The sequence below is a fragment of the Parvibaculum sp. genome (genome assembly GCF_035511255.1).
In the GTDB taxonomy this organism is placed as follows: Bacteria; Pseudomonadota; Alphaproteobacteria; order Parvibaculales; family Parvibaculaceae; genus Parvibaculum.
Genome location: NZ_DATKFR010000186.1, coordinates 1 through 26,288 on the forward strand (window position 1 = coordinate 1; position 26,288 = coordinate 26,288).

A 26,288-nucleotide genomic window follows, 5' to 3' on the forward strand; every position below is an offset into this window, starting at 1 on the left:
TGTCGGGCAGAAGTTTCTGGATGAGGGCGCGCACCGTTTCGGACCCCAGCATCATGGTTTCAGAAAGTCCGCGAGCCCGCAGCAGCCGATCGGTGAAGGTGTGGCCGCGCTCGCGATCGGCGGCGAGCTGGATTTCGTCGACGGCCAGGAACTGGACCTCACGCTCAAGCGGCATCGCCTCGACGGTGCAGATGAAATAGCGCGCCGACGCGGGGAGGATCTTCTCCTCGCCTGTAATGAGCGCGACGGCTGCCACACCCTTCACTTTCACGACACGATCATAGACCTCCCGTGCGAGCAGCCGCAGCGGCAGGCCGATCATCCCCGTCTCATGCGCCATCATGCGTTCGATGGCGAGATGGGTCTTGCCGGTGTTTGTCGGACCGAGCACCGCCGTGATGCGGCGGGGAGGCCCGCCAGCGGGATGTAGGTGAAGGGGAACGGTACTCATCTCAGCTAAATGCTCCGCCGGCGCCATCGGCGCAAGACCGGTGTCGCGCAAGCCCGGGACCGGAGGTTAACACACGCCGCCGCCGGCATTGGAATATTGCGCGAACGAAGCATGTCCGAATCGCTCACCGCTTCGTTTTCGGTCTTCGTTCACGGCTAAATGTGGTGGTCAGACAATGGCTTAAGCGGACGAAACGTTAACGCAGGGGCAAGTGTCGGGAGGCTTTCGCCGGCTGGACCACGGTCTATAGTGGTTCAAACGCCATTCCAGAAACCCAACAAAATGCAGGGAGGACGCCTCATGGACTTCACGATCCCGAAGGACATCACCGACTATCTGAAGGTGCTCGACGCTTTCATCGACAAGGAGATCAAGCCGCTCCAGGCGCAGGACGACAACGAGCGTTTTTTCGACCATCGCCGCGAACATGCGCGCACCGATTGGGACAATCAGGGGCTGCCGCGCCACGAATGGGAGGCGCTCCTCGGTGAAATGCGGCGCCGCGCCGACAAGGCCGGGCATCTTCGCTACGCGCTGCCGAAGGAATATGGCGGCCAGGACGGCACCAATCTCGGCATGGCCGTCATTCGTGAATATCTGGCCGCCAAGGGTCTCGGCCTTCACAACGACCTGCAGAATGAAAGCTCGATCGTCGGCAATTTTCCGACTGTGCTGATGTTCCGCGATTTCGGAACAGAAGAGCAAAAGAAAGTTTTCATTCCGGGATCGCTCAACGGCACGATCCGCGTCGCCTTCGGCCTCACCGAACCCGATCACGGATCGGACGCGACATGGATGGAGACCCATGGCCGCCGCGAAAAACGCGATGGGGTCGACGGCTGGGTTATCAACGGCCGCAAGATGTGGAACACGGGACTTCACGTCGCGACGCACGACTTCGTTTTTGCGCGCACCAGCGGCAAGGACGGCGATGCGCTCGGCATCACCTGCTTCATCGTGCCGATGGATACGCCCGGCGTGCAGGTCGAGGAATATCTGTGGACCTTCAACATGCCGACCGATCATCCGCGCGTCTCGTTCAACAATGTCTGGGTGCCGGACGGTTCCTATCTCGGCGATCCCGAGCGCGGTCTCGAACTCGCGCAGCATTTCGTGCATGAAAACCGCATCCGCCAGGCGGCATCCTCAGTCGGTGCGGCGCAATTCTGCATCAACGAGAGCGTCAAGTATGCGCGCCAGCGCAAACCCTTCGGCAAGCCTCTTTCGGTGAACCAGGCTATCCAGTTTCCGCTGGTCGAATTCCACACCGAAGCCGAGATGATCCGGACGCTGATCCTGAAGACCGCCTGGCAAATGGACCAGATGCCGAAGCCCGACGTCGCGAAGTATCTCTCCGACAAGGTTTCCATGTGCAACTACCGGGCGAACAGGCTCGTCTGCGAAGCGGCGGATTTTGCCATGCAGGTGCATGGCGGCATGGGGTATTCGCGCCATATGCCTTTCGAGCACATCTACCGTCACCATCGCCGGTATCGCATTACCGAAGGATCGGAACAGATCCAGATGCGCAAGGTGGGCGGTCACCTTTTCGGCATGATTGGAAAAAAGGACGGTCAGAAGAAGGCGGCCGAATAAACGCGCACGACATCAAATCGCGAGCGGCCGATGCGGCCGCTCGCGGGGCCGGGGTCAGCCGCCGAGCTTGCGCAATGTTCTCTGAAGCCGTTCCGCGGGCAGGGTGAGCGTTGCGACGGTGCCCTCGCCCAGCATGCTGTCGAGCCGGAACGTGCCGCCATGGAGTTCCACCAGCGATTTCGTGATCGACAGGCCGAGGCCGGTGCCGCCGTACTGGCGAGCCGTCGAATCGTCCACCTGGCCGAAGGGCTTCATGACTTCGCCGAGCTTCTCCGGCGGAATGCCGATGCCCGTATCGCTCACCGCTATTTCGACGGCGCCATCCGGATGTATGTGGACCGAGACCTCGATGCGTCCCTGCTCCGGCGTGAACTTGGAGGCGTTTGAAAGAAGATTGAGCATGATCTGCCGCATGGCGCGCAAGTCCACGAGGAGCTGCGGCAGGCCCGCCGGAATATCGAGGCGGACGGTTTGGTTTTTCTCGGTCGTTCGTGGGCGCACGATATCTATCGACCATCGCAGCGTTTCGCCGAGATCGATGTTCTGTTCCTCGAGCGGATAGCGGCCTGCCTCAATCTTCGAGATATCGAGAATGTCGTCGATGACGTTCAGGAGGTGGCGTCCGCTGTCGTAGATGTCCTTCGCATATTCGCTGTATCGCGGAGAGCCCAGCGCGCCGAACAGGCCGTCGCGCATGATCTCCGAAAAGCCGATGATGGCGTTGAGCGGCGTTCTGAGTTCATGGCTCATATTCGCGAGGAATTTCGATTTGGCGCGGTTCGCCATTTCCGCCGCTTCGGTGGCCTCGCGCAAATCCTGCTCGGCACGACGGCGGTCGATCGCAATGCCGCCGAGATGTGCCGCACTTTGCAAATAGGCTCTTTCCGCGGCATTGGGGCGGCGCGGTTGCGGCATGTAGAGAGCCACGGCCCCGATGGCGTTGCCGCCACGTGAGATAATGCCCTGGAACCAGAGCGCGCGGACGCCGTGCTCGCGCGCAAAAGCGATGATGTCGGGATCGTTGCGATCCGAAAGCATATCCTCGTTGATATAACGCTGACCGTTCTCTTCCGCGACGCCTCCGAAAGAGCCGTCCTTGCGTTTCTCCCAATAGGCTGCCGCGGACGCGGCAAAGCTGGGTGGGAAGCTTGGCGCGGCGCAGAGCGTGAGTTTGCGATCCTGGTCGATGAGGTAGACGGCGGCACGGGCGCCCGGATTGGTTTCCTCCGCGCCTCGCGCAAGCAGCATCATGACTTCGTCTATGGGCACATCCGCGGCAAGCGCCTTCAGGACGCGGAACTGACCGACGAGCTCAGACTCGCTGCGTTTACGCTCGGTAATGTCGCGCAGATTGATAATGAAGCCGCCGACATTCGGATCTGAGCGAAGGTCGGTAACTGAAGATTCGAACCAGTGAACCCGTCCCGTCGGTCCCAAGGTATAGAACTCGATGGGCTGCCCGGGTGGCGTATGGCCGCCCTGTGCGTCGAGCCGCGACTTGATTCTGGTCGCTTCCCCAGGCCGCATGAAGGTGAGTACCTCCCGACCGATCAATTCTTCCGGTCGAACGCCGATCGCGCGGACCGAGGGTGATGCGTAGGTGATTGCGGCATTCTCGTCCGTCACAACGATCGCGTCGAAGGCGTTCTCGACGAGCGCGCGGAAACGCTCTTCACTGCGACGCAGCTCCTCGTTGGCGTTGATCGCAAAATCACGGGCGGCTTCCGAAGCATCGCGCGCTGTTGCGAGATCGGCAATGAGATCGTGATTGTGATAGCGCAGCGCAAGTGCTTCTTCCGCTTGTTTCCGAGACTGCCGGGCGATGCGCATGAGATAAAAATAGGTCGCCGCGAATCCGAAGCCCATGCCGGTAAAAATGGGGTGACCGGCCATAAGAGCGGCGGCGATCGCCATGCCTGCCGGAGGCAATGTGGCGCCGTAGTAGAGCGGGCGACGAAATGAGCCGGTCATCGATGTGGCGATGACGTGTACGACCTGCATCAATATGAGTGCGAGGTTCTGGATGTCGTCTCCCGCACTCCAGAAGAGCGGGACGACGAAAGCCCAGACCAGATTCATGAAGAAGTAGCGACGGGCGCATCGGCGCGTCCATGACGACTGTGCGTCAGGGGGTGGGGGATGGCTGAAGAAGCGATGCTGGAACACCGCATATTCGGCTTGGGTAGCGAGAAAGACGCCGAGCCAGATCGTGACGGTGCGCGCCGGATAACCGCTTTCCACATAGAGGGCAATGGCGGTGCCGATGACCCCATAGAATAGCGGCAGCATGCGGTAACTCCGCATGACTAGGCGCAAGAGATCGAGTTCGATCTCATTCCGACGCGCAGCACTGACGTCCATCAGGCCCTCCCGGGCGCCGCCTGAGCCGGCTCACGTTCGGGCACAGGCAGGCGGTCGGCCATTCGTCAGAATGGCTGAAGGGAAAGTCTGGCCAAAGAGCGTAAAGTTTTTCCTAAGACCGGCCGGAGGAAAGACGTATGCCCCTAGTAACCGCCTCCCGGATTGGTTGGCGTTGGGTTGAGTGTCGAGTCCACGGCATCCATGTCGGGACCCTTGCGCTTTGTCCGCACACGGCAGGTTCTGGCCGTTTCCGAACTGAGTGCCTGCTTCGGTTCCCAGTAGCTCGGAACCCAGGTACTGACCCTCCGATCGGCAGCGGAACGTTCTTCGGCGCTCAAGACCGTCTTCAGCTTTTCGCTTATGTCGCCTTCGGGGCGAACGCCAAGAGACAGAAGCGAGGGGTTGCGCAGATAGAGGCTATTCCAGGTGGCGGCTTCCACATTGTCCCGCCCGGCCAGTTTTCCGTCGAGATAGATGCGGGCGAGCAATTTTTGCGCGTCCGGCCAGCCGGCATTGGCGGCGCGCTTCAGCCAAATGAGGCCCTCCTCGGATTTGCCGCCGCGGAGCAGACATTGGCCGAGGGAGGTTTGCGCACCCTCATAGCCGTGGCCGCGATAAGAAAAGCAGGTGAGTACGCTGATATTGTCCGGCGAGCAGTTGCCGGCGTCGGCTTGCGAGATCGTGTTGGAATAAAGCGTTCCGGCCGGGTCGAGGTCGCCGATGTTGGGAATGATCTTGCCCTGGGAGTCGCGCTGCCGGCCGTCGCCAGAACCGCCGCAGGCCGCAAGGGCAAGTGCCCCGATGCAAATCGAAGTCAGGGCCAGGACCCTAAACGCACGGTAACCGGATCTCATGAATTCCCCTTTTGCGGCGAAGGTATAGTTGTCGGCGGCGAAGACCTGCTCCAGGTTCCAACGGCTCCGTCTCCGGTTCTCCGTCGAAATCCGGCGCGACGGGGCCCGATGCGGCGGCACCCCGATGCGGCGGCGCCATGGTCTTGCGAAATGGAGCGGACCGCAAGCGAAGTTCGCCGCGCTGCCTGACGTAGCGATGGCAGGGCCTTTGGGCCGGTCCCGCAGGCAGGTTTGACCCGTCAGGCGGCTTCTCCGATACTCCGGCCGCCTTTGGAGGCGACGCCTCCCATGTTAAGGTCTCGACAGCGAAATTCGGAAGAGAGTGAAGACGATGGCCGGCAAGAAGACCGTCAGGGATTGGGAAGTATCGGTCGACAAGCAGACCAAGGGCGGAGGGGTTTCCTCGCTTGTCTGGCACACGCCGGAAGGTATCGACGTAAAGGCTCTCTATACGGCCGAAGATCTGGATCGTATTTCCGCGGAAGGCTATGACGCGAACACGATGCCGGGTTTCGCGCCCTTCACGCGCGGGCCACAGACGACCATGTATGCCGGCCGTCCGTGGACCATCCGCCAATATGCGGGCTTCTCGACCGCCGAGGAGTCGAATGCCTTTTATCGCCGCAATCTCGCGGCCGGCCAGAAAGGGCTCTCGGTCGCCTTCGATCTTGCCACGCATCGCGGCTATGACAGCGATCATCCGCGCGTCGTCGGCGACGTCGGCAAGGCCGGTGTCGCGATCGACAGCGTCGAAGATATGAAGATTCTCTTCGACCAGATACCGCTCGACGAGATGTCCGTGTCGATGACAATGAACGGCGCGGTGATCCCGATCCTCGCGAATTTCATCGTCGCGGCGGAAGAGCAGGGCGTTGCGCAGGACAAGTTGTCAGGCACGATTCAGAACGACATCCTTAAGGAGTTCATGGTTCGCAACACCTATATTTATCCGCCCGAGCCTTCGATGCGGATCATTGCGGACATCATCGGCTATTGCTCGAAGCGCATGCCGAAGTTCAACACGATCTCGATTTCCGGCTACCACATGCAGGAAGCCGGCGCGACTCAGCTTCAGGAGCTTGCCTTTACGCTGGCGGACGGCCGCGAATATGTGCGCGCCGCCTTGAGTGCCGGCCTCGACGTCGATGAATTCGCGCCACGCCTGTCATTCTTCTTCGCCATCGGCATGAATTTCTTCATGGAAGTCGCGAAGCTGCGCGCCGCGCGCCTCCTCTGGACGCGCATCATGTCGGAGTTCGGCGCCAAGGATCCGAAATCGTTGATGCTGCGCACGCATTGCCAGACGTCGGGTGTTTCGCTGACCGAGCAGGATCCCTACAACAACGTCATCCGCACGACGATCGAGGCGATGGCGGCGGTGCTCGGCGGTACGCAGTCGCTGCACACCAATGCGCTCGACGAAGCCATCGCGCTGCCGACGGAGTTTTCGGCCCGCATCGCGCGCAACACGCAGCTCGTCATCCAGCACGAGACGGGCGTGACCAACGTCATCGATCCGCTCGGCGGCTCCTACTACATCGAGAGCCTGACGCATGCGCTGGCGACCGAGGCCTGGAAGATCATCGAGGAGGTCGAGGAACTCGGCGGCATGACGAAGGCCGTCGCCACCGGCATGCCGAAGCTCCGGATTGAGGAAGCGGCCGCCCGCAAGCAGGCGCGCATAGACCGTGCCGAAGAAGTCATCGTCGGCGTCAATAAGTACAAGCCCGCCAAGGAAGACCCGCTCGAGATTCGCGATATCGATAACGCCGAAGTGCGTCAGAATCAGATCGCGCGACTGAAGAAAATGCGCGAGACTCGCGACGAGGCGAAATGCCGGGCCGCGCTGGCGGCACTTACCGAGGGCGCGCGCGGCACGGGTAACGTGCTGGCGCTGGCGATCGATGCGGCCCGGGCTCGCGCCAGTGTCGGCGAAATCTCCGACGCGATGGAGGAGGTCTTCGGCCGGCACCGTGCGGAAATCAAGTCCATCTCGGGTGTTTACGGTCAGGCCTATGAAGGAGACGCAGGTTTCATGCAGATCCAAAAGGAGATCGACGAATTCGCGGAAGCTGAAGGCCGCCGCCCGCGCATGCTTGTCGTCAAGATGGGACAGGACGGCCACGACCGCGGCGCCAAGGTGATCGCGACCGCCTTCGCCGATCTCGGCTTCGATGTCGATGTCGGTCCGCTCTTCCAGACGCCGGAAGAAGCGGCGCGCGACGCGATCGAGAACGACGTCCATGTGATCGGCATTTCGAGTCTTGCCGCCGGCCACAAGACGCTGGTGCCGGCGCTTGCCGAAGCTTTGAAGAAGGAAGGCGCGGGCGACATCCTCATCATCTGCGGCGGTGTTATCCCGCAGCAGGACTATGAGTTTCTGAAGAAGGCCGGCGCTTCGGCCATTTTCGGTCCGGGCACGAATATTCCAGCGGCCGCAGCCGAAATTCTCACGCTGATCCGCGAAAAGCGGCGCCAGGCCGCGTAATTCGCGGCCGTCTTGTGCCTGAGGACGAGTTCACGCTCGGTGGCGCTTGACGGGGCGCGGACCTAGTTCTGTGGGCGTGGCTGAGGAAGCCGGTAGCGCAATTCGTCGGAAATTTCGGGGGCCACGGTCCGCTCCGTGACATTCGCCAGCTCCGCGACGGCGCCGCCGAGCGGCGTACGCAGCAGCAAGCGCACAGGCATGTAGACGCGGCCTTCATCGAAGGGAGCGAGCCAGACCGTCATGCTGTCGTTCTTGCGCAGCATTTCTGTGAACTTCCGTTTCTCGATCGGCGCGACGGCCACATACCGGATGTTGCAGGCGATGACCTCCAGCGTTCGGCCGAGGCCGTGCGGCGTCATGGTCATGGTCTTTGCGTAGCTGAGTTTCAGGTCGTAGCGGCGCTTTCCGTCGAAGACGGGGATGACGCGGTCGCAGGGATGTGCGCCGGCGGCGACAGGCACCAGAACGGCGCTGATCGGATCCTGCGTCGAGAGCTGCTGATAGGGCACGACCTCCAGCTCGCCGGGCCTGACGGGTGGCGTCGCAGTAATGCGCGGCATGCCCTGGGCGTCGTAATCGAGGCGCATCGTCTTCGCCGGATGGTCCCATTCCGACGAGACCGAGCGGTAAAGACGCGGATGAACGGCCGTGTCGGCGAAATTGCCCTCGCTGGAAAGATCGAAAGTCGCTTCGTAGAAGGCCCGGGGGAGGCCGGCCGTCGTCAGCAGAGCCCTGAGGTTGTAGCTGTCGCCGTCGAGGCGGGCGTGGAACGTGCCGCTCGCAAAGAGGAAACCGCCTAGGTAGATCGTGTAGTCGGCCGCGATATCCGTCGCGGCCCTCGCGGGGGCGGAGAGCGAGACCAAAAGGGTGGCGGCGAGGGGCCAGAGGCGGAGCGTCTTCATGCAGGCTTTCCGAGCCCGGGCGGCAGGCCGGGCTACTTTCGTCGCAATATAGAGATTTTTAGGCGGGATTGAGGCTCGGGCGTCTTCCCAAAGCGATACCGGGCCGGGTATGCAGCTTATGCAAATCCGCGCAGACTGCGGACCGGGGAAGAAGCTGCCGATGACCAGGAGAGACGCCGATCCGGCCCTGCTCGCCGAACGCATCCGCAAGGGCGAGCGGACGGCGCTGGCGCGCGGCATCACGCTGGTCGAATCCTCCCGCGCCGACCACCAGGAGCAGGCGCAGGCGCTTCTTGCCGAGCTTCTGCCGGATACGGGCAAGGCGATCCGTCTTGGCCTGTCGGGCGCGCCAGGCGTCGGCAAGTCGACCTTCACCGAAGCCTTCGGCATGTTGCTGACCGAACGCGGCCACAAGGTCGCCGTGCTCGCAATCGACCCCTCCTCCGCGCGCAGCGGCGGTTCGATCCTCGGCGACAAGACGCGGATGGAACTGCTTGCCCGCAATCCCAACGCCTTCATCCGTCCATCACCCGCAGGCCGTACGCTGGGCGGCGTCGCGCGGCGGACGCGCGAGGCCATGCTGCTGGTCGAGGCGGCGGGCTTCGACGTGGTGCTGGTCGAGACGGTGGGCGTCGGGCAGTCGGAGACTTCCGTCGCCGACATGGTCGACATGTTCCTGTTGCTGCTGTCGCCCGGTGGCGGCGACGAGTTGCAGGGCATCAAGCGCGGCATCATGGAACTTGCCGATCTCGTCGTGGTCAACAAGGCCGATGGCGACCTCATCCCGGCGGCGCGTCGCGCGGCGATGGAATACAAGGCCGCGCTTCATCTGATGCGGCCGAAGAATCCCTTCTGGACGCCCGACGTCAAACTTGCCTCTGCATTGAAGGCGGAGGGGCTCTCCGAAATATGGGAGGCCGTCGAGACGCACCGGGCGGCCCTTGAGTTGGGCGGTGAGATCGAACGGGTTCGCTCGGCTCAGGCCCGGGCCTGGATGTGGACCGAAATCCGGGAGGGGCTCTTTTCTGCCCTCATGGCGAACAAGGAAGCGGCCCATCTGATCCCGGCGCTCGAAGCGGAGGTGGAATCGGGCCTGGCCACCCCGACGGCCGCCGCGCGACGGCTGCTTCGGCTGGTTCTGGGGCCCGAAAAGCCTTAAAGGCCAGAAAAGCCACGCTTTTTGGCGGTTCCCGTGGCTTTCGGTCCGCCCGCCCCTTGACGCATAGGGGCAGGCCTTTTATACGTGCGCGCCTGCGGTTTCCGCGTTTGGCGGCACCGCCCGAAATTCGTTAAACCTGAGGGATCGGGTCGACGCCAGCGGACTCTCTGCCGGCCGCCTTTTCCTCGAACCGTAAGGATATGGTCCCATGTCGCGTCGTTGCGAACTCACCGGCAAGGCCGTGATGTCGGGAAACAATGTGAGCCACGCGAACCGCAAGACGCGTCGCCGCTTCCTTCCCAATCTCTGCAACGTCTCGCTGATCAGCGACGCCCTCGGCCGCCAGTACAGCCTGCGCATCTCGGCGCATGCGCTGCGCTCGGTCGAGCACAATGGCGGCCTCGACGCTTTCCTCGTCAAGGCGCGTCCGACCGATCTTTCGACGCGCGCGCTGAAGCTGAAGCGCGACATCGAGAAGGCGAAGGCCGTCGTTCAGGCTTGAGAGCGGAAATCTCCTCCAAAAGTGAGTGAACGGGCAGCCTCGGCTGCCCGTTTTGCTTTTCAGAAGCCGATTGTCGCAGCTAGACTTCGGTTCTTCCGGGGGGAAGATGATGATGCTGGATAATGGGGTCGAACGACGCACGCCGCCGAAGAAGGCGGGTGTCGTTTCGCGGGGCGTTACGGTGACCGGACAGCTTGTTCTGCCGGTGCTGGGGCTTTTCGGCGCGCTCGGGCTTGCCTGGGCGTGCCGGAGCTATGTCGCCACGGATTTTCGCTTTCTTGCCGGACTTCACCCTTCGCTCGACCTGCGCGATGGTTGGCTCACATGGGGCGTCCTGCTGCTGCCTTGCGTCTTCTTTGTCCTCAATCTGACAAGCCGTCGCTACGGTCCCGCAATCACATTCGCAGCGGTCTTGCTCGTCTGGGGTTTCCTCGCGGGGGGGATCGCACTCGCCTTGCGTCAGGACGCGATCTCCTCGTTCGAAGCGATCGCTTCGCCCCGCTCGGCTGCCGCGCTCGTTGGCGCAATGTTTCTCGGGCAGATCGTTAATATCTATCTCTTCGACTGGTTTCGGGGCATCCCGTGGTGGAAGGCGCCGCTCGTGGCGGCGTTTTGCGGCGGGTTGGTTTTTACTGCCGTATTTCATACGGCAATGGGCGGCGACTGGAATGCCGGAACTCTTCCGCGCCTTGGGGTGCTTGGCGCCGTGCAGTTTATCTGGGCTTTGAGTCAGCTGGCGCCGACACAGCTTTTGCGCCGAGCGATCCGTCCAGAGTCTGGCTATGGGGGGGCATGAGCGTCTCGGGCTTCAGGCGGAACATCATCAGAATTGTCCGCTGCAATGGATTGAAATTATTGTCCGAGATCGCATAGACCCAGATATTGCCCCTCTCGTCCTGGCGAACGGCAAGCCCTTCCATATTGTCGATCGAACGACGTTGGCCGACATCGAGCAGCACGTCGCCATCGACAATCGCGCCTGGGCGGACTGAATCCTCCCGGATCAGCCGCAACTGCATGCCAGCGCCCGCGAGCAGCGAGAAACGCCGCTCCAGCAGCAGGAAGTCCCCATTGGGCAGACGCACGATATCCGTCGGGTGATAAGGATCGTGCAACCGGAAGGAAAGGCGTTTCAAGGTGCGGCCTTCGGCAATGAAGGCGCGCACGTTGCCGCGCGGATCGCGGGTATTCTCGGTGACGATGAGGAGCCGGGCGTCCTTGACGTTCGGACGCGGCTTCAAGAGCGTCAGCGCCTCGATGCCGCTGTTGGTGTTCAGCTTGCCGAAATGGCGCTCCGTCAGAATCGGTTCCGGCTTTGCCTCGAAGCCATCCTTGCCCAGATCGTAGCGCCAGACGCGATGCTGACGTTCAAAGCTCACATAGGCCTTCGATTTGAGCGGATCGGGACCGTCGACGGCGAGGCCCTCAGCATCGGCGAGAATTTTGCCCGTAAGAGGTTTGCCGTCGATGCCGAGAAGCGGTGCGATCTTCGCTTCGCCCATTCCGGAGAGACGGCCCTTTTCGTCATAAAGGAGCTGACCGGTGAGCCAGTAGCCCTCGTCGGAAACGGCGAGAATACTGCTGCCGTCGGCGTGGACTGCGAGGCCGGACCAGCCGCCGAAGCGTTTATGCGTCGATTTGAGCTCGATTTCGCCGGCCCACTCAAGTTCGCCCGCGCGCATGTCGCTGCGGCTGTCCGGGTTCCAGTGGAGAGGAGAGACGGAGAGGTCGATCTTCTCGGTCTCGGCGAAGACCGAAGAGGCGGGCGATAAAAATGCAGCCGCGGCAAACAACGCGATGAATGTGCGCCGCAGGACGCCATTCGGCAAAAAACGCTTAGGCCACTGCATACCCTGGACTTCCTTCGCATCCCGCTTCGCCGGATCGTCCCGGACGATCCAAATGCGCCGGGCATCATATCGGGGTCAGGCCGTTCTACAAGCGCCCGACGGTCGCGCTGCATGACAATCGGTGAAAGAAACGGAAGGAAGCGGCGGACGACTGTCCCTAGCGGCCAGGGCGTCCACCATGCACCGAAATGGCGTCGCGGCGCCCCGGGGTGCGCGGGGCGGATTGGCCGCCGCGCCGGGGACCGGATTCATCGTCGAAGAGCTCTGCGAGTTTCTCGGTCATGACGCCGCCCAATTGCTCGGCGTCGACGATCGTGACCGCACGACGATAGTAGCGTGTTACATCGTGACCGATGCCGATGGCGATGAGTTCCACCGGAGACTTCGTCTCGATCTGCTCGATGACGCTGCGCAAATGGCGTTCAAGGTAATTTCCGGCGTTGACGGAAAGCGTCGAGTCGTCGACCGGGGCTCCGTCGGAGATCACCATCAGGATACGGCGTTGCTCGGGCCGTGCGAGCAAGCGGTTGTAGGCCCAGATCAGCGCCTCGCCGTCGATGTTTTCCTTGAGGAGCCCCTCGCGCATCATCAGGCCGAGATTGCGCCGGGCGCGCCGCCAGGGGCTGTCGGCGGCTTTGTAGATGATGTGCCTGAGATCGTTGAGGCGGCCTGGCATGGCGGGCTTGCCGTCGGCGAGCCATCTCTCACGCGCCTGACCGCCCTTCCAGGCGCGGGTCGTGAAACCGAGAATCTCGACCTTGACGCCGCAGCGCTCGAGGGTGCGCGCCAGGATGTCGGCGCACATGGCAGCGACGGTAATCGGGCGGCCGCGCATCGAGCCCGAATTGTCGAGCAGCAGCGTCACCACCGTGTCGCGGAAATTCATGTCGTGCTCGACTTTGAACGAGAGCGCGTGCAAGGGATCGATGACGACGCGGGTCAACCGCGCCGCGTCGAGGAGCCCTTCCTCGAGATCGAATTCCCAGGTGCGGTTCTGCTTCGCGAGCAGACGGCGCTGAAGGCGGTTTGCGAGGCGCGAAACGACGCCCTGCATCTGCTGCAACTGCTGGTCGAGATACTGCCGGAGCCGTGCGAGTTCTTCTGTGTCGCAAAGGTCTTCGGCGGCGATCACTTCGTCATATTGCGAGGTAAAAATCTTGTAGCTCGGCTCGCGGTTGCGGTCGTCGCCTTGCGCGTTGGGACGCCATGGTTGGTTGCCCTCGCTGGTCTCGTCGGTCTCCCCGTCCATCGGCGCGTCGTCGGACTCGACCTCGACCGTCTGCTCCTCGCCTTCCTCGCCTTCGCCCTCGCTGTATTCGACCTTGTCGGCGGAAGCGCCTTCCGGTTGCTCGGCTTCGCCGGACTGGCTTTCTTCCGACGACTGGTCGGAATCGCCTTCTTCGTCGTCGTTGTCGTCGGACTGCTGGTCTTGCGCCTGGCCGAGTTCGTCGGCCATGTCGAGATCGGCCAGAATATCGCGCGTCGCGCGGGCGAAAGCGGTCTGGTTCTCGATGATGCCGCCGAGGCGCTTCAAATCCTTGCCAGCTTTTTCTTCAATCCAGGGACGCCAGAGATCGACCAGCGTCTTCGCTGAAGGCGGCGGCGTTTCGCCGGTGAGCTGCTCGCGCACGATCATCGCGACGGCTTCGGCCAACGGCGCTTCCTCGCGTGTCTTGATGCGGTTATAGCCGCGCGCCTGGCAGCGTTGCTCGAGGGCCGCCGTGAGGTTCTGCGACATGCCGGCCATTTGGTTGGCGCCAATGGCTTCGCAGCGCGCCTGTTCGACCGCGTCGAAGACCGCAAGCGCGTTGCCGCCTTCCGGCTGGAGGCGGGCATTCACCTTTTCATCGTGATGGGCGAGACGAAGCGCATAGGCATCCGAAACGCCGCGCACCTGCGCGACTTCTTCCGGCGGCAGCGAACGGCTCGGCAAGGGCAGGCGAGCGCGAAGGCCGCGTAGACCCGGCGGCTCGGTGCCGAAGGTCACGCTGAGCTCGGCATTCTCCGCAATTGTGCGCATGGTGGTCGTCAGCGCACGCTTGAACGGTTCGACGGGGCCTTCCTTGCTCTTCATCTTATGGGCGCTCTTGCGCTCCTCGTTCGGCGGATCAGGCGACCATGATGTTGGCGGCTGAATCCGGCAGATCCTCGCCGAAACAACGCTGATAGAATTCTGCGACCGTGGCGCGTTCCAGCTCGTCGCACTTGTTCAGGAAGGTGACGCGGAAGGCAAAGCCGATGTCGCCGCCGAAAATCTGCGCATTCTCCGCCCAGGTCAGCACCGTGCGCGGACTCATGACGGTGGAGATGTCGCCATTGATGAAGGCAGAGCGCGTGAGGTCGGCGACGCGGACCATGGCCGATATCTTCTTCTTGCCTTCATCGGTCTGATAAGGCTTCGACTTCGCCAGCACGATGTTCACTTCGGCGTCGTGCGGCAGATAGTTCAGCGTCGTCACGATGTTCCAGCGGTCCATCTGACCCTGGTTGATCTGCTGGGTGCCGTGATAGAGGCCGGAGGTGTCGCCGAGCCCGACCGTATTCGCGGTCGAGAACAGGCGGAAAGCCGGATGCGGACGGATGACGCGGTTCTGATCGAGGAGCGTCAGCTTGCCCGAGACTTCGAGGACGCGCTGGATCACGAACATGACGTCCGGGCGGCCGGCATCGTATTCGTCGAAGACGAGCGCGACGGGATGCTGCAGCGCCCAGGGAAGGATGCCTTCGCGAAACTCGGTCACCTGCTTGCCTTCGCGCAACACGATCGCGTCCTTGCCGACGAGATCGATGCGGCTGATATGGCTATCGAGGTTGATGCGAATGCAGGGCCAGTTGAGGCGAGCGGCGACCTGTTCGATATGAGTCGACTTGCCGGTGCCGTGATAGCCCTGGACCATCACGCGCCGATTGAAGGCAAAACCAGCGAGAATGGCGAGCGTGGTGTCGCGATCGAATAGATAGTCCGGGTCGAGATCCGGAACGTACTCGTTCGGCTGCGAAAACGCAGGAACCTGCATGTCCACGCCGATCTTGAACACATCGCTTACCGAGACGGTCTTGTCCGGAACGTTCTCAGACATGCTGCCAGTCACTTCCAAGCTCATCTTACCTGCTTCCCAAATCCTGCTGTGCTGTCCGTGCGGCCGGGTATCGGGGCCGACGGGGCCGGAACGCCAGCTCCGTTTCCAGTCCGCTCATTCTGCAGCCTTGCGCAAGGCCAAGGGCTGTTCAAGTTTGCCCCCGAGCCTTCCAAACCGCCGCAGATCAGCAGAAGCCGCTCTTCCGGAGGTAATCATAGGCCTGGATTACCTTGCGCAGACGCTCTTCGGCCGATCTATCGCCGCCATTCGCGTCCGGATGGTGCTTTTTAACAAGTTCCTTATACCGGGACTTGATCTCGTTCAAGCCAGCGGCCTCGTCAAGCCCGAGAGTTTGCAAGGCCTGTCGCTCCAATGTGCGGGGTTTGCGGCGGCTCGGTTTCGGTTCCTCGGGCTTTGCCCCAGGGGCATCCCCGAAAAAGCCGAAGGCATCGTGAAACGGTGCCGCCCGGTGCAGATGCGGGGCGGCGCCACGGGCGTAACCCGGCGCGGCATTGACGCCGAGGCCCCAGGTGGGACGATGGCCGGTCAGCGCGTCGCGCTGGAAGGCGGCGACTTCCTCATCGGTCATGCCCTGGAAATAGTCGTAATTGTGGTTGAACTCGCGAATGTGTTCGGCGCAGAACCAGCGGTATTGAGCGCCAGCCGGCTCATCGCCCTTGGCGGACGCGTTGCGCGGCGCGCGGTGGAGGCCGACGGCGCGGCAGCCGGACCATTCGCAACCCCGCAGCGCTGCTTTGCTCTTGGCTGCCTCGCGCGCCGCGGCGTCGCCCTCCGTGCCTCGCTGTTTGCGAGGCGCGATGCGGATGCTGTCGAAATATTTCGAGTTCAGGTTCACGGTCAAATTATGGGTTGGCTGGCGCGGCAAAACAAGGAAGCATGGCGTCCGCTATCATGAGATTAACGAGGTGTGGCGTGCCGGTCGCTGAAACGATCCGCGAGAAGCTCGAAATGGCGTTGAAGCCGGACCTGTTGGAGATCGAGGATGACTCGCATCGCCACAAGGGCCATGCGGGGCATCGTCCCGGCGGTGAGACGCATTTCAATGTGACTGTTGTTTCCGCCGCTTTCAATGGCCGGACGCGCATCGAACGTCACAGGCTCGTAACGGCCGCGCTTGCGGCGGAGATGGGCAATCCCATCCATGCGCTTGCCCTGAAGACGTTGACGCCGGAAGAAGCAGCGCGCAGCTGAAATCCGCGGGCCGGGGGTCAGTTTGGCGCCGACGGGGTAATGCGCAGCACCGCGAGTTGGTTGCGCTGCCGGCGGAGAATTTCGAATTTGAAGCCATAAAAGGTGAAAGCCTGCCCCACTTCGGGAATGGCCCGAGCCTCGTGAATGACCAGGCCGGCGATCGTCGTCGCTTCCTCGTCCGGCAAATGCCAGTCGAGCTTGCGGTTCAGGTCGCGGATCGGCACCGTTCCACTGGCAATCACGGAGCCGTCCGGTTGAAGTCTGATGCGCGAGCGCTCGATGTCGTGTTCGTCGGAAATGTCGCCGACGATTTCCTCGAGGATATCCTCGAGCGTGATAAGTCCCATCAATCCGCCATATTCGTCGACGACGAGAGCGAAATGTGCCTTGGCGCGCAGAAAGGCGTTGAGTTGATTCACCAGCGGCGTCGTGTCCGGCACGAACCACGGCTTGGTCGCGATGTCGAGGATGTGAATCGCATCCGGCTTCCAGTCGACGCTGGCGAGCGCGCGCAGGAGATCCTTTGCATGCAGCACCCCGACGATGTTTTCAGGGTCGTCGAGCCAGAGCGGTATGCGCGTATGCGGGCTTCCCAGGACCTGCGCGACGATTTCCGCGTTGGGCTCGGAGGCGTCGATCATGGTTATGTTCTTGCGGTGAACCATGATGTCGCTGACCTCAAGATCGCTAAGATCGAGAATGCCGCCCAGCATGTCCACGTCGCGCTTGACGAAGCCGCCCTCCTGATGATGAAGGTTGATTGCGCCGCGAAGCTCCTCATGCGGCGAAAGGACGTTCGCAGTGTCGCTGACGTCGATGCCGAAGATCGCGAGCGTCCCGCGTACGATGAAGCGGACGGCTGTCGTGACCGGCGCGAAAATCCAGATCACGATGCGCACGAGCGGCGCGACGGCCAGCGCGAAGCGATCCGTGTTGGTAATGGCGTAGGTCTTCGGCATGACTTCCGCGAAGATGACGACGAGCGCGGTCATGACCAGTGTCGCATAGACGACGCCCGCATCGCCGAAGAGCGTCAGGAAGACGCTCGTTGCCAGTGCCGAGGCGAGGATATTGACGAGATTGTTGCCGAGCAGGAGCGCGCCGATCAACCGCTCCAGATCGTCGGTGAGGGCGAGGACCAGTTTCGCACGCCTGTTCTTTTCTTCCGCAAGCCGGTTCATGCGCGCGCGCGAGGCGGCGGTGAGCGCGGTCTCCGAACCGGAGAAGAAGCCGGACATCGCAAGCAGCGCGACGATCGCCGCCATGGTGAGGCCGAGGCCGAGCGAGATCATCAGGCTGTCTCTCTCTCCCTCAGAAGGGTGCGCAGGACGTCGGAATCGACATCGCGTGTGATGAAGGCCTCGCCGATGCCGCGCGCGAGAATGAAGGTGAGCTTGCCGTCGACCACCTTTTTGTCCTGCCCCATCAGGGAGATCAGTTCGTCGGCGCCGGGAAGGCCCGGGACGTCGGCAAGACGACTGGGCAGGCCCGCGCGGGCGAGATGGCGGCGGACGCGGATCGCATCTTGTCCGGGGCAGAGACCGAGCCTCGCCGACAGGTCGAAGGCGAGCGCCATGCCGACGGCGACGCCCTCGCCATGGACGAGACGGTTGGAAAAACCGGTTGCGGCTTCGAGCGCATGGCCGAACGTATGACCGAGATTGAGGAGGGCGCGGACATTGCTCTCGCGCTCGTCGGCAGCGACGATCGCCGCCTTCGCCTCGCAACTTTTCACGATCGCATGGGTGCGGGCCGCGACATCTCCCGATTTGATGCCGTCGAGATTGCCTTCGAGCCAGTCGAAGAAGGGACGGTCGTTGATGAGGCCGTATTTGACGATTTCGGCATAGCCGGCAAGGAGTTCGCGCATCGGGAGCGTTTCGAGCGCGTCGGTGTCGGCAAGGACGAGGCGCGGCTGATAGAAGGCGCCGACGAGGTTTTTGCCCTGCGGGGTATTGATGCCGGTCTTGCCACCGACGGAGCTATCGACTTGCGACAGCAGCGTCGTCGGTATCTGCGCGAAATCGACTCCGCGTCGCGTTATGGACGCGGCGAAGCCGGTGAGGTCGCCGATGACGCCGCCGCCGAGCGCCAATACGAGATCGCCGCGCTCGACACCCGTCTCGAGCAGCCACTCGGTCAGGCGTTGCAGTTCGGCGAAGCATTTGGTGCCTTCTCCCGGCGGCATTCTGATCGCGTCATGCCGGATGCCCGCCTCGTCGAGCCCGCGTTCGAGCGCTGGCAAATGGAGGCGCCCGACATTCTCGTCGGTGACGATGACGACGCGGGCCCGGCGCAGCAGCGGCTTCAGATAGGCGCCGGCGCGCGCCATCAGGTTCGGCCCCACTTTGATGTCATAGGATCGTTCCGCGAGCGCCACATGCACCGTTTTCACGTCCGAACTCATCCGGTGGCCTCTTTCGCTTTGTTCCGGTAGGCCTCGATCCGGGCGACGACGTCATCGACCACGCTATCATGCGGGCCCTCGACGCTCTCCACCGTGAGGTCGGCCTGTGCATAGATGGGGTAGCGCGCCGCCATCAGCCGTTCCATGACACGACGCGGATCGTCCTGCTTCAGAAGCGGCCGGTTTGAACGGCGACCGACGCGTTTCATCAACACGTCGAGATCTGCCTTCAGCCAGACCGATATGCCGCGCGCCGCGATATGGGCGCGAGTGGTTTCGTCCATGAAGGCGCCGCCGCCGGTGGCCAGCACCTGAGGCCCTTCCTCCAGGAGACGTGCGATGACGCGGCGCTCGCCGTCGCGGAAGGCCGCCTCGCCGCGGCGCTCGAAGATTTCAGGAATGGTTTCGCCGGCCGCGCGCTCGATCTCGGCATCGGCGTCGACGAAGGGAAGGCCGAGACGCTGGGCCAGCCGGCGGCCGACGGTCGTCTTGCCAGCGCCCATCAGCCCGACGAGCACAATCGAACGCAGGGCGGCAGGAACCGGCGCGGGCCGCGCCTCAGGTCCGGCGTCGGGGGACGGGGTGAGGCCGCTCGGGGGCGGCATGTCTCGTCTGCTTTCGGTCGTCATCGGCTTTCTTGGTTTATCTTATCCGTTCCGGCGGGCAAAGACCCTGACGGCGTTCCACCTTAACGGGTCGTAAGGCGGCCGCGACGCATTGTCACAGTCGCCATCGGATAAACCGTCAAGGGTGACCTTGCCGGGCCGGCGATCTACCCCGTCAGCAGGGCCACATATAGCACCAGGGCCGAATTTGCGCCCAAATTTTGCCGCAAGCCGGGCATAAAGGGGAAACTCAAGGTCCGCTCGGCGCTATGCTGGGGCAAGCCAGAAGGACAGATTCATGAACAGCGCCATTCGCCTCCTTATTCTCCTCGCGGTTCTCGCGGGGGCGATCATCGGAGGTCTCATTTATCTCGGCCAATCCGTGGAGCCGTCGGTCCAGCCCGTCGAAAAGGTTCTCCCCGATGGCCAATTCCCCCGTTAAGGGCGAAGGCGTGACACGCCGCGCCTCCGATCCGCATGCGAGTGCCGGTCTGGCGGGGTTCGTCGCCTTTCTCCTCGTGTCCACGGCAGCCGTTGCGGACACGCTTGGTACTATTGCCGTTTCTCCGCCCCCCGGGGATGCGCGGGAAACCGGGACGCAGAGCGCCGGTCCCCAGCGTATCGTGCCGCCAGGTTTTGGAGCGACAAGCCCCGGCGCGGCCGCAACGCCGCCGGTTGGTGCGAGTTTTCCGGGTGGAACCGACCCGTCCGCTCAAGGGACGCCGCAGGTCGTGAAGAGCCTGCCAGGCAGCGCCGGCTCGGGCATCACCGTCTCGACGCTCGGCGGCGTAGATGCGTCCGCTGCGGGTCTCCTCGGACAAAACGAGGGCGGCTTCGGATCCGACATGTGGCGGGGTGCGACGCGTGCCGACATCGAGCGGCATCTCGCCGAACTGCCCGTCGTGACCGGTTCGCCTGTGATGAACGATCTCACCCGGCGGTTGCTGCTGACCGGCGCGGAACCGCCCGCCGGCCCGCAGAGCGGAACCTCGCTGCTCGCCGTCAGGCTCGATCAGCTGACGCATTCCGGACATGCGGATCTCGCGGTCGACCTTGCAAAGAGCGCCCAGGCCGATAAGACGCCGGCCGTCGCCGTTGCGCGGGCTCGCGCAGCGCTGGCGACCGGCAATCACGACGAGGCGTGCAACGCGCTTGCCGACATTCCGACCGGCAGTGACCCGGCCCACGACGAGACGGCGGCTTTCAGCCTCAAACTTTCGGCCTTTTGCCAGGTGCTTGCGGGAAAGAAGAGCGAGGCCAATCTCACGCTCGACCTTGCGCGCGAGGAGGGACTCGACGATCCGATCTTCTATTCGCTGGTTGCGGAGGCGACAGACGGTCTCAAGCTGAAAGCAGACGATCCGAAGCAACTCGATATTCTGGACGTCGCTCTCTACCGGCTTGCGCATCGCGAATTGCCGAAGAATGCCGGACAGATCGCGACCGTGCCGGTCGTGCAGACACTGGCGCGGGACGAAAGCCTGCCAGCGGAGACGCGGATCGTCGCCGGTGAACGCGCGGCAATGCTCAGCCTGATCAACGCGGACGAACTTGCCGGTCTCTACAAGTTGCCGAGCTTCACGCAGGCCGATTTCGACGGGCTCAAGGCGGCAACTTTCCCCGAGCAGCCGGCGATACGCCGCGCGCTGCTCTTCCAGGCGATCAATGTCGAGATACTGCCGACGGAGCGCGCCGCTCTCATCAAGCTGATGCTGTCGACAGGTCAAAGCGCGGGCCTCTATCTTTCGACAGTCGAGGTGTTGCTGCCGATCCTCGCGCAGTTGACGCCCTCGCCGACGTTGCGCGATCTTGCACCGGCGGCGGTGCGCGCCTTCCTGCTTGTGAATGACAGACCGCATGCGTTGCAGTGGTATGCGCTGATTGCGCCGCAGGGACAGGGGATCGGGCGCGATGCGCGTGAACTTGGCGCACTGATCCGTATCAGCAATCCTCAAGGTCCCGGCGGCAATGACGATCAGATTACGGCGGACATCCTCGCGGATCTGAGTTCCGGAGTTGCGGCGGTGCGCATGTTCGCCGTCAGGGAAGCACTTTTGCTGCAGGCTCTCGGATATCCCTTGTCGCCGAAAGTTCTTGCAGCGGTGACGTCGGTGACGCCGACCGAATTGATGAACCAATTGCAGAATGCCGGCCAGAAGGGCGTGGTCGGGGAAGTTGTGTTGCTTTCGCTGGTAAGTATTGGGCCTGGGGGGCCGGATGGCGCAGATCCTCACGTGACTGCGCAAGCCGTTTCAAGTCTCAGAGCGGTTCATCTCGATGCCGAGGCGCGGCGCCTCGCCACCGAAGCTCTAATGGGACGCAGTCATGCCGAACCCGGGTGAGTTCCATGTCCAACGATCCTATCTCGACAGAGACAAACGGAAGACATCACGTCGATGCTTTCCTTGAAATGCTGAGCGCCGAGCGGGGTGCAGCGCGCAATACGCTCGACGCCTATGCGAGAGACCTGAAGGATTTCGCGGCGTTTCTCGCTGCGCGTGATCGAAGCGTCGCCGATGCCCGGACGATGGATGTGCGGGATTATCTCGAAGGCCTTTCGGTGCAGGGGCTTTCGGCCTCGACGGCGGCACGGCGTCTTTCGGCAATCCGCCAGTTCCATGGCTTCCTCTATGCGGACGGCGTCAGGCCGGACGATCCGTGCGGCGCCATTGAAGGACCCCGCCGGGCGCGGCCCTTGCCCAGGACGCTTACCGTGGAGGAAGTCGATGCGCTGCTGCGCGCGGCGCGTCTCGTGGAAGACGGCCGATCGCAGGAAGAGGCGGTTCGCGCCTATAAGCGCGCGCGCCTCGTCTGCCTGATGGAAGTTCTCTATGCGACGGGTCTGCGTGTTTCCGAACTCGTGGGTCTGCCCTTGGCGGCTGCGAAGGGCGACGGGCGCTTCCTTACCATTTCAGGCAAGGGCGGACGCGAGCGGCTCGTGCCGCTGTCCGAGACGGCGCGCCTCGCGATCGACGAATATCTGCCGCTGCGCGTGCTGAGGCTCGGCGATTCGGTATCGCCCTGGCTTTTCCCGTCGCGCGGACGGCAGGGGCATCTGACGCGGCATCGTTTTGCTCAGCTTCTGAAAGATCTTTCGATCGCGGCGCAGCTCGATCCGAATCGTGTCTCGCCACATACGTTGCGTCATGCTTTTGCGAGCCATCTGCTCGCCAATGGCGCGGATCTGAGAGCCGTACAGCAGATGCTCGGCCATGCCGACATTTCGACGACGCAGATTTACACGCATGTGCTCGACGGTCGGCTCAAGGCACTGGTCGAGGATCATCATCCATTGGCGAAAAAAGACAGCGCTTCGTCCTGATCCGTTTGTCCCGGCCGGCAGCCCGGCCGTCAACCGATAAGGGATGCACGGAGGAGCCGCGCGGCCTGGCGCAGCTTGTCTGGATTTCGCACGATATAGACGATGTTTATCCGGTCGTCGGCGACGTCGAAGCAGATGATCGAATGGAGATGACCGGCTGCAAGAAGCGCGATACCGGGTTTTCCATTGACCGTGATGGGTTCGTCCCGATAGGGCTGCGGAAATTTCTTCCTGATGCCGAAGAAGAAGCGCGAGATGCGGTCGGCGCCATGAATCGGGTTGAGCGCGGCCGCCACCTTGCCGCCGCCGTCCGAATAAAGGATCGCGTCTTTGCGCAACGAGGCGAGAAGCGCGTCGGGATTCTCCGTCGCGAGCGCCGTGGCGAAAGCGGCGGCGAGACGCGCATGTTCGGCGCGGCTTGCCTCAAAGCGGGGCCGTTCGTCCGCGACGCGGCGCCGGGCGCGGCTGACGATCTGACGGCAGGCTGCCTCCGATTTGCCGAGGATCGTAGCGAGGTCGCCATAGCCGTAGTCGAAGGCTTCGTGCAACAGGAAGGCGGCGCGCTCTTCCGGCGCCAGCCGCTCCAGCATATGCAACAGTGCAAGCGAAACCTCGTCGGCAAGCGAGAGCTTGTCCTCCGGCGAGAGTGCCGGATCGATATTCGCGGCTTCGACGATCGGCTCGGGCAGCCACGGGCCGACATAGGATTCGCGGCGGGTCTTGAGGCGGCGCAGATGGTCGATACCGAGACGGCTTGCTGTGGTGACGAGCCATGCCTCGGGGGAGCGGACTTCTTTCGCGTCGATACCGCTCCAGCGCAGCCAGGTTTCCTGCACGATATCCTCGGCGTCGCTCACCGCGCCGACAAGGCGGTAGGCGACCGCAAAGACCCGCGCGCGGTGGCGCGTGAAAATCGCTTCCGTCGCTAACGGCCGCTCGTTTCGATCCGCTTCCATGTTCTCACTCTACCCGATCACGCGGCGCGAGGGCTGGCGAGATCGGCGCGGACGGTTTCATGGCCGATCACAACGCGGCTGCAGGCTTGCCCGTAGCCCATGACCCGTTTCACGGTCGGGAAGACACGAGTGCTGGCGATCGCGAGGGCCAGTTCGGCGATGGCGGCCTTGCCCCACCAGCTTTCAATCAGCGGCCGCAGCTCCTCACTGCGAAAATCGCGGGCAGCGATGGCCTCGGCGAACTCGAAGACCGTTCTTGTACGTTTATCCATGGCGCCCAGATCGCGCATGACGGCGGCGCGGAGGATGTCCGCTGGAACGCCGGCGGAACTCGCCATGTTGACGACCGTTTGCAGGCAGGGGCCGCAATCTTCAGCATGCACGGCCGCGATACGGGCCACCGCGTGCGCCTCGATCGGCAGGCGTTTGCGATAACGGCTCATCGGCACGAAGAGTGCGAAGCGCCAGAAGCCGCCGGGAGCCGCCTCGTAAATGTCGCGGAGAAAGTCGGTCGGTTCGCCGGTGATCTCTTCCTGACGGCGCAGGCTCTTTTCGACAAAGGCTTTCAGCATGGTCTTTTCCTTCCATTGTCAGACATGATCGTGACGGACCCACCAGGCGAGAAGCGCGCTCACGAGGACCGGCGCGAAGACCCCGGGAGCGTCGATCAGCAGGTGGTCTGGTTCCAGGCGACCGGCGGCGACGTCCCACAGGTGAAGGAGCGCATGCAGGCCGAGATAAAGAGCGACGGTACAAAGAAGCGGCAGAGCGAGCCTCAGCCGCAGAGCCGCGGCCCCTGTTATCAGGCCGAGCGTCAAATAAGCGACGCCGATGTCCCGGACGAAATGCGGGTTATAGGGACCGGTATCGGGTACGCCGGCGATGGCGTCGTACCAGGAGAGGGGATCGGCCAGCATGTAGAGTGCGTTGGCCAGAAATCCGGCCGCCCAGAGGGCGAGCACGGCACGTTTGATCTGAAACTGGCGGATATCGGCGGTGGCCGGGGTCATGCTCATCGGTCCTCCTCGCCGCTCCGGTGGCGGCTTGTTGACGACCCTGGGTCCTGTGCCGTCCGGGGTCGCCCATTAGACGAACGGGGGCCTTGCCTTGTGACAAGGGCCATGCGCCGTTTACCAAGGGGCCTGGGGAGCCTGTGCCGAAGGGGGAAGCCTGGCGGTTGACAAGGGGCCCTCCCCAAGCCAGTGTGCCGCGCAAATCCTGACAAAAGGATCCTTTGCCCGGGAGGCCACCCCGGGTGTCTTCCAAGGCGGACAGCGGGACTTCCGGGGCGCGATGCACACATATCTCGACTTCGAGAAGCCGATTGCGGAGCTGGAAGGTAAGGTCCAGGAACTGCGACTTCTGGCCCAGGACGATCCCACGGTGAGCATCACCGACGAAGTGGCCAAGCTCGAGCAGAAAGCCGCACAGCTTCTTCAGGATACCTATTCGGCGCTGACGCCATGGCAGAAATTGCAGGTCGCGCGACATCCGCGCCGTCCGCATTTCGTCGATTATGTCGAGCGTCTGATCGAGGACTTCACGCCACTGGCCGGCGACCGTCTGTTCGGTGAGGACGCCGCGATCATGGGCGGGCTCGGCCGGTTTCGAGGGCGATCCGTGGTCGTGATCGGGCATGAGAAAGGCTCCGACACGCAAGGCCGCATGAAACACAATTTCGGTCTCGCACGGCCCGAGGGCTACCGCAAGGCCATCCGCCTGATGAAGCTCGCGGAGCGGTTTGAAATTCCCGTCGTCACTCTGGTCGATACCCAGGGGGCCTATCCGGGTTCCGACAGCGAGGAGCGTGGCGTTGCGGAGGCGATCGCTCGGTCGACGGATTGCTGTCTCTCGCTTGGGGTGCCGCTCATCTCGGTCATCATCGGTGAAGGCGGATCGGGCGGTGCGGTGGCGCTGGCGTCGGCAAACCGCATTCTGATGCTCGAACATTCGGTCTACAGCGTCATCTCGCCGGAAGGTGCCGCTTCGATCCTGTGGCGCGATTCCGCCAAGGCCAAGGACGCCGCGACGGCAATGAAGATCACCGCGCAGAACCTGCATCAGCTTGGGGTGATCGACCGGGTTCTGCCCGAACCCATCGGAGGCGCGCATCGCGAGCGGGCCCAAATGATCAAGGAGACGGGCGACGCGATCGAGGAAGAGCTGCGCGGCCTCGAGCGGCTTGACGGCGAAGCGCTGAAGCGGTTGCGCCGGGAAAAATTTCTCGCCATGGGTCGCGTCGGCGTTCTCTGATCGTCCGGTCGCGCTATCTGTTCTGTCGGTTGCGTTTTCCACGGGTTTCAACCGATTGCGCCTGCGCGGCGCGAGGAACGAAGCATGTCGTCCGTGCAAGACAGCCTTCGCAGCGATGGAGCGCGGCGCTTTTTCGCCTATTGGGACGGCATTCGCGGCGACGGGCTGGTTCCCGATCGTCAGGCTTTCGACCCGGTCGCTATACGCGATCTCATGCCCTCGATCACGATCCTTGAAATCTGGTCGCCGGAACGCATCGTTTCACGCCTCGCGGGCACCGGTGTCTGCGA

At 63.0% G+C, this 26,288-nt stretch carries 23 protein-coding genes and 1 pseudogene; 10 read left to right on the forward strand and 14 right to left on the reverse strand.

The features are described 5' to 3' along the window. Positions 1–451, reverse strand: a pseudogene (locus VMR03_RS06920) (disulfide oxidoreductase); the annotation flags it as partial. 300 nt (positions 452–751) lie between these two features. Between VMR03_RS06920 and VMR03_RS06925 the strand changes: the two are divergent. Continuing rightward, positions 752–2,047 (forward strand): acyl-CoA dehydrogenase family protein, encoded by a 1,296-nt coding sequence (locus VMR03_RS06925; RefSeq protein ID WP_325403584.1) that lies wholly within the window; start codon positions 752–754, stop codon positions 2,045–2,047. A 54-nt stretch (positions 2,048–2,101) separates the two neighbouring features. Here the strand turns inward: VMR03_RS06925 and VMR03_RS06930 are convergent, their stop codons facing one another. Next, positions 2,102–4,408, reverse strand: a complete 2,307-nt coding sequence (locus VMR03_RS06930) for a sensor histidine kinase (RefSeq protein ID WP_325403586.1) — start codon at positions 4,406–4,408, stop codon at positions 2,102–2,104. Between the two features lie 143 nt (positions 4,409–4,551). Continuing rightward, the gene (locus tag VMR03_RS06935) at positions 4,552–5,262 is read right to left on the reverse strand and encodes a hypothetical protein (protein ID WP_325403588.1); all 711 of its coding nucleotides are present in this window, start codon (positions 5,260–5,262) and stop codon (positions 4,552–4,554) included. A gap of 331 nt (positions 5,263–5,593) precedes the next feature. Between VMR03_RS06935 and scpA the strand changes: the two genes are divergently transcribed. Continuing rightward, positions 5,594–7,750, forward strand: a complete 2,157-nt coding sequence (gene scpA, locus VMR03_RS06940) for a methylmalonyl-CoA mutase (RefSeq protein WP_325403590.1) — start codon at positions 5,594–5,596, stop codon at positions 7,748–7,750. A gap of 62 nt (positions 7,751–7,812) precedes the next feature. Here the strand turns inward: scpA and VMR03_RS06945 are convergent, their stop codons facing one another. Then, positions 7,813–8,652: a DUF3108 domain-containing protein gene (locus VMR03_RS06945; RefSeq protein ID WP_325403592.1), complete on the reverse strand. Its 840-nt coding sequence runs from the start codon at positions 8,650–8,652 to the stop codon at positions 7,813–7,815. Between the two features lie 160 nt (positions 8,653–8,812). Between VMR03_RS06945 and meaB the strand changes: the two genes are divergently transcribed. From meaB to VMR03_RS06960, 3 genes are all read left to right on the forward strand, one after another. Then, positions 8,813–9,811, forward strand: coding sequence for a methylmalonyl Co-A mutase-associated GTPase MeaB (meaB, locus tag VMR03_RS06950; protein ID WP_325403594.1), 999 nt, complete (start codon positions 8,813–8,815; stop codon positions 9,809–9,811). A gap of 208 nt (positions 9,812–10,019) precedes the next feature. After that, on the forward strand, positions 10,020–10,313 hold the full coding sequence (gene rpmB, locus VMR03_RS06955) for a 50S ribosomal protein L28 (RefSeq protein ID WP_325403596.1): 294 nt from the start codon (positions 10,020–10,022) through the stop codon (positions 10,311–10,313). Between the two features lie 106 nt (positions 10,314–10,419). Next, positions 10,420–11,109 carry a VUT family protein gene (locus tag VMR03_RS06960; protein WP_325403598.1) on the forward strand — a complete coding sequence of 230 codons (690 nt, stop codon included), beginning with the start codon at positions 10,420–10,422 and terminating at the stop codon, positions 11,107–11,109. Here the strand turns inward: VMR03_RS06960 and VMR03_RS06965 are convergent. The 4 genes from VMR03_RS06965 to VMR03_RS06980 form a co-directional block, all read right to left on the reverse strand. Beyond that, the gene (locus tag VMR03_RS06965; RefSeq protein WP_325403600.1) at positions 11,027–12,163 is read right to left on the reverse strand and encodes an esterase-like activity of phytase family protein; all 1,137 of its coding nucleotides are present in this window, start codon (positions 12,161–12,163) and stop codon (positions 11,027–11,029) included. The two genes, VMR03_RS06960 and VMR03_RS06965, sit on opposite strands and share 83 nt — an antisense overlap. 157 nt (positions 12,164–12,320) lie before the next feature. Then, entirely contained in the window at positions 12,321–14,237 is a 1,917-nt protein-coding gene (gene cobT / locus VMR03_RS06970; protein WP_325403602.1) for a cobaltochelatase subunit CobT, read from the reverse strand. 34 nt (positions 14,238–14,271) lie between these two features. After that, entirely contained in the window at positions 14,272–15,243 is a 972-nt protein-coding gene (gene cobS / locus VMR03_RS06975) for a cobaltochelatase subunit CobS (RefSeq protein WP_414693154.1), read from the reverse strand. Positions 15,244–15,427: 184 nt separating this feature from the next. Then, positions 15,428–16,099: a DnaJ domain-containing protein gene (locus VMR03_RS06980; RefSeq protein ID WP_325403606.1), complete on the reverse strand. Its 672-nt coding sequence runs from the start codon at positions 16,097–16,099 to the stop codon at positions 15,428–15,430. A 77-nt stretch (positions 16,100–16,176) separates the two neighbouring features. Here VMR03_RS06980 and VMR03_RS06985 point away from each other — a divergent pair, with 77 nt between their 5' ends. Beyond that, positions 16,177–16,455 (forward strand): BolA family protein, encoded by a 279-nt coding sequence (locus VMR03_RS06985; protein ID WP_325403608.1) that lies wholly within the window; start codon positions 16,177–16,179, stop codon positions 16,453–16,455. A gap of 17 nt (positions 16,456–16,472) precedes the next feature. On the opposite strand, the gene VMR03_RS06990 is transcribed toward VMR03_RS06985, so the two are convergent. Genes VMR03_RS06990 through VMR03_RS07000 form a run of 3 tightly spaced genes read right to left on the reverse strand, consistent with a single transcriptional unit; the run spans position 16,473 to position 19,467 of the window. Next, positions 16,473–17,747 carry an HlyC/CorC family transporter gene (locus VMR03_RS06990; RefSeq protein ID WP_325403610.1) on the reverse strand — a complete coding sequence of 425 codons (1,275 nt, stop codon included), beginning with the start codon at positions 17,745–17,747 and terminating at the stop codon, positions 16,473–16,475. Continuing rightward, positions 17,747–18,862, reverse strand: coding sequence for a 3-dehydroquinate synthase (gene aroB / locus VMR03_RS06995; RefSeq protein ID WP_325403612.1), 1,116 nt, complete (start codon positions 18,860–18,862; stop codon positions 17,747–17,749). Before aroB ends, VMR03_RS06990 begins: the two co-directional genes overlap by 1 nt. After that, positions 18,859–19,467, reverse strand: a complete 609-nt coding sequence (locus VMR03_RS07000) for a shikimate kinase (RefSeq protein WP_325403614.1) — start codon at positions 19,465–19,467, stop codon at positions 18,859–18,861. The genes aroB and VMR03_RS07000 overlap by 4 nt, the downstream gene beginning before the upstream one ends. A gap of 422 nt (positions 19,468–19,889) precedes the next feature. On the opposite strand from VMR03_RS07000, the gene VMR03_RS07005 reads away from it, so the two are divergent. After that, positions 19,890–21,809, forward strand: a complete 1,920-nt coding sequence (locus tag VMR03_RS07005; RefSeq protein WP_325403616.1) for a hypothetical protein — start codon at positions 19,890–19,892, stop codon at positions 21,807–21,809. A 5-nt stretch (positions 21,810–21,814) separates the two neighbouring features. Beyond that, on the forward strand, positions 21,815–22,789 hold the full coding sequence (locus tag VMR03_RS07010; protein WP_325403618.1) for a site-specific tyrosine recombinase XerD: 975 nt from the start codon (positions 21,815–21,817) through the stop codon (positions 22,787–22,789). Between the two features lie 29 nt (positions 22,790–22,818). Here the strand turns inward: VMR03_RS07010 and VMR03_RS07015 are convergent, their stop codons facing one another. The 3 genes from VMR03_RS07015 to VMR03_RS07025 are packed head-to-tail and all read right to left on the reverse strand — an operon-like array spanning position 22,819 to position 24,761. Then, complete coding sequence (locus VMR03_RS07015; protein ID WP_325403620.1) at positions 22,819–23,745, reverse strand: RNA polymerase sigma-70 factor; 927 nt, start codon at positions 23,743–23,745, stop codon at positions 22,819–22,821. A gap of 17 nt (positions 23,746–23,762) precedes the next feature. Next, positions 23,763–24,317, reverse strand: coding sequence for a hypothetical protein (locus tag VMR03_RS07020; RefSeq protein WP_325403622.1), 555 nt, complete (start codon positions 24,315–24,317; stop codon positions 23,763–23,765). 18 nt (positions 24,318–24,335) lie between these two features. After that, entirely contained in the window at positions 24,336–24,761 is a 426-nt protein-coding gene (locus VMR03_RS07025) for a hypothetical protein (RefSeq protein WP_325403624.1), read from the reverse strand. Positions 24,762–25,038: 277 nt separating this feature from the next. On the opposite strand from VMR03_RS07025, the gene VMR03_RS07030 reads away from it, so the two are divergent. Together VMR03_RS07030 and VMR03_RS07035 are read left to right on the forward strand one after the other, a co-directional pair. Further along, positions 25,039–25,998, forward strand: a complete 960-nt coding sequence (locus VMR03_RS07030) for an acetyl-CoA carboxylase carboxyltransferase subunit alpha (RefSeq protein WP_325403626.1) — start codon at positions 25,039–25,041, stop codon at positions 25,996–25,998. Between the two features lie 84 nt (positions 25,999–26,082). Beyond that, the coding region (locus tag VMR03_RS07035; protein ID WP_325403628.1) for a PAS domain-containing protein at positions 26,083–26,288 on the forward strand (206 nt) is incomplete at its 3' end.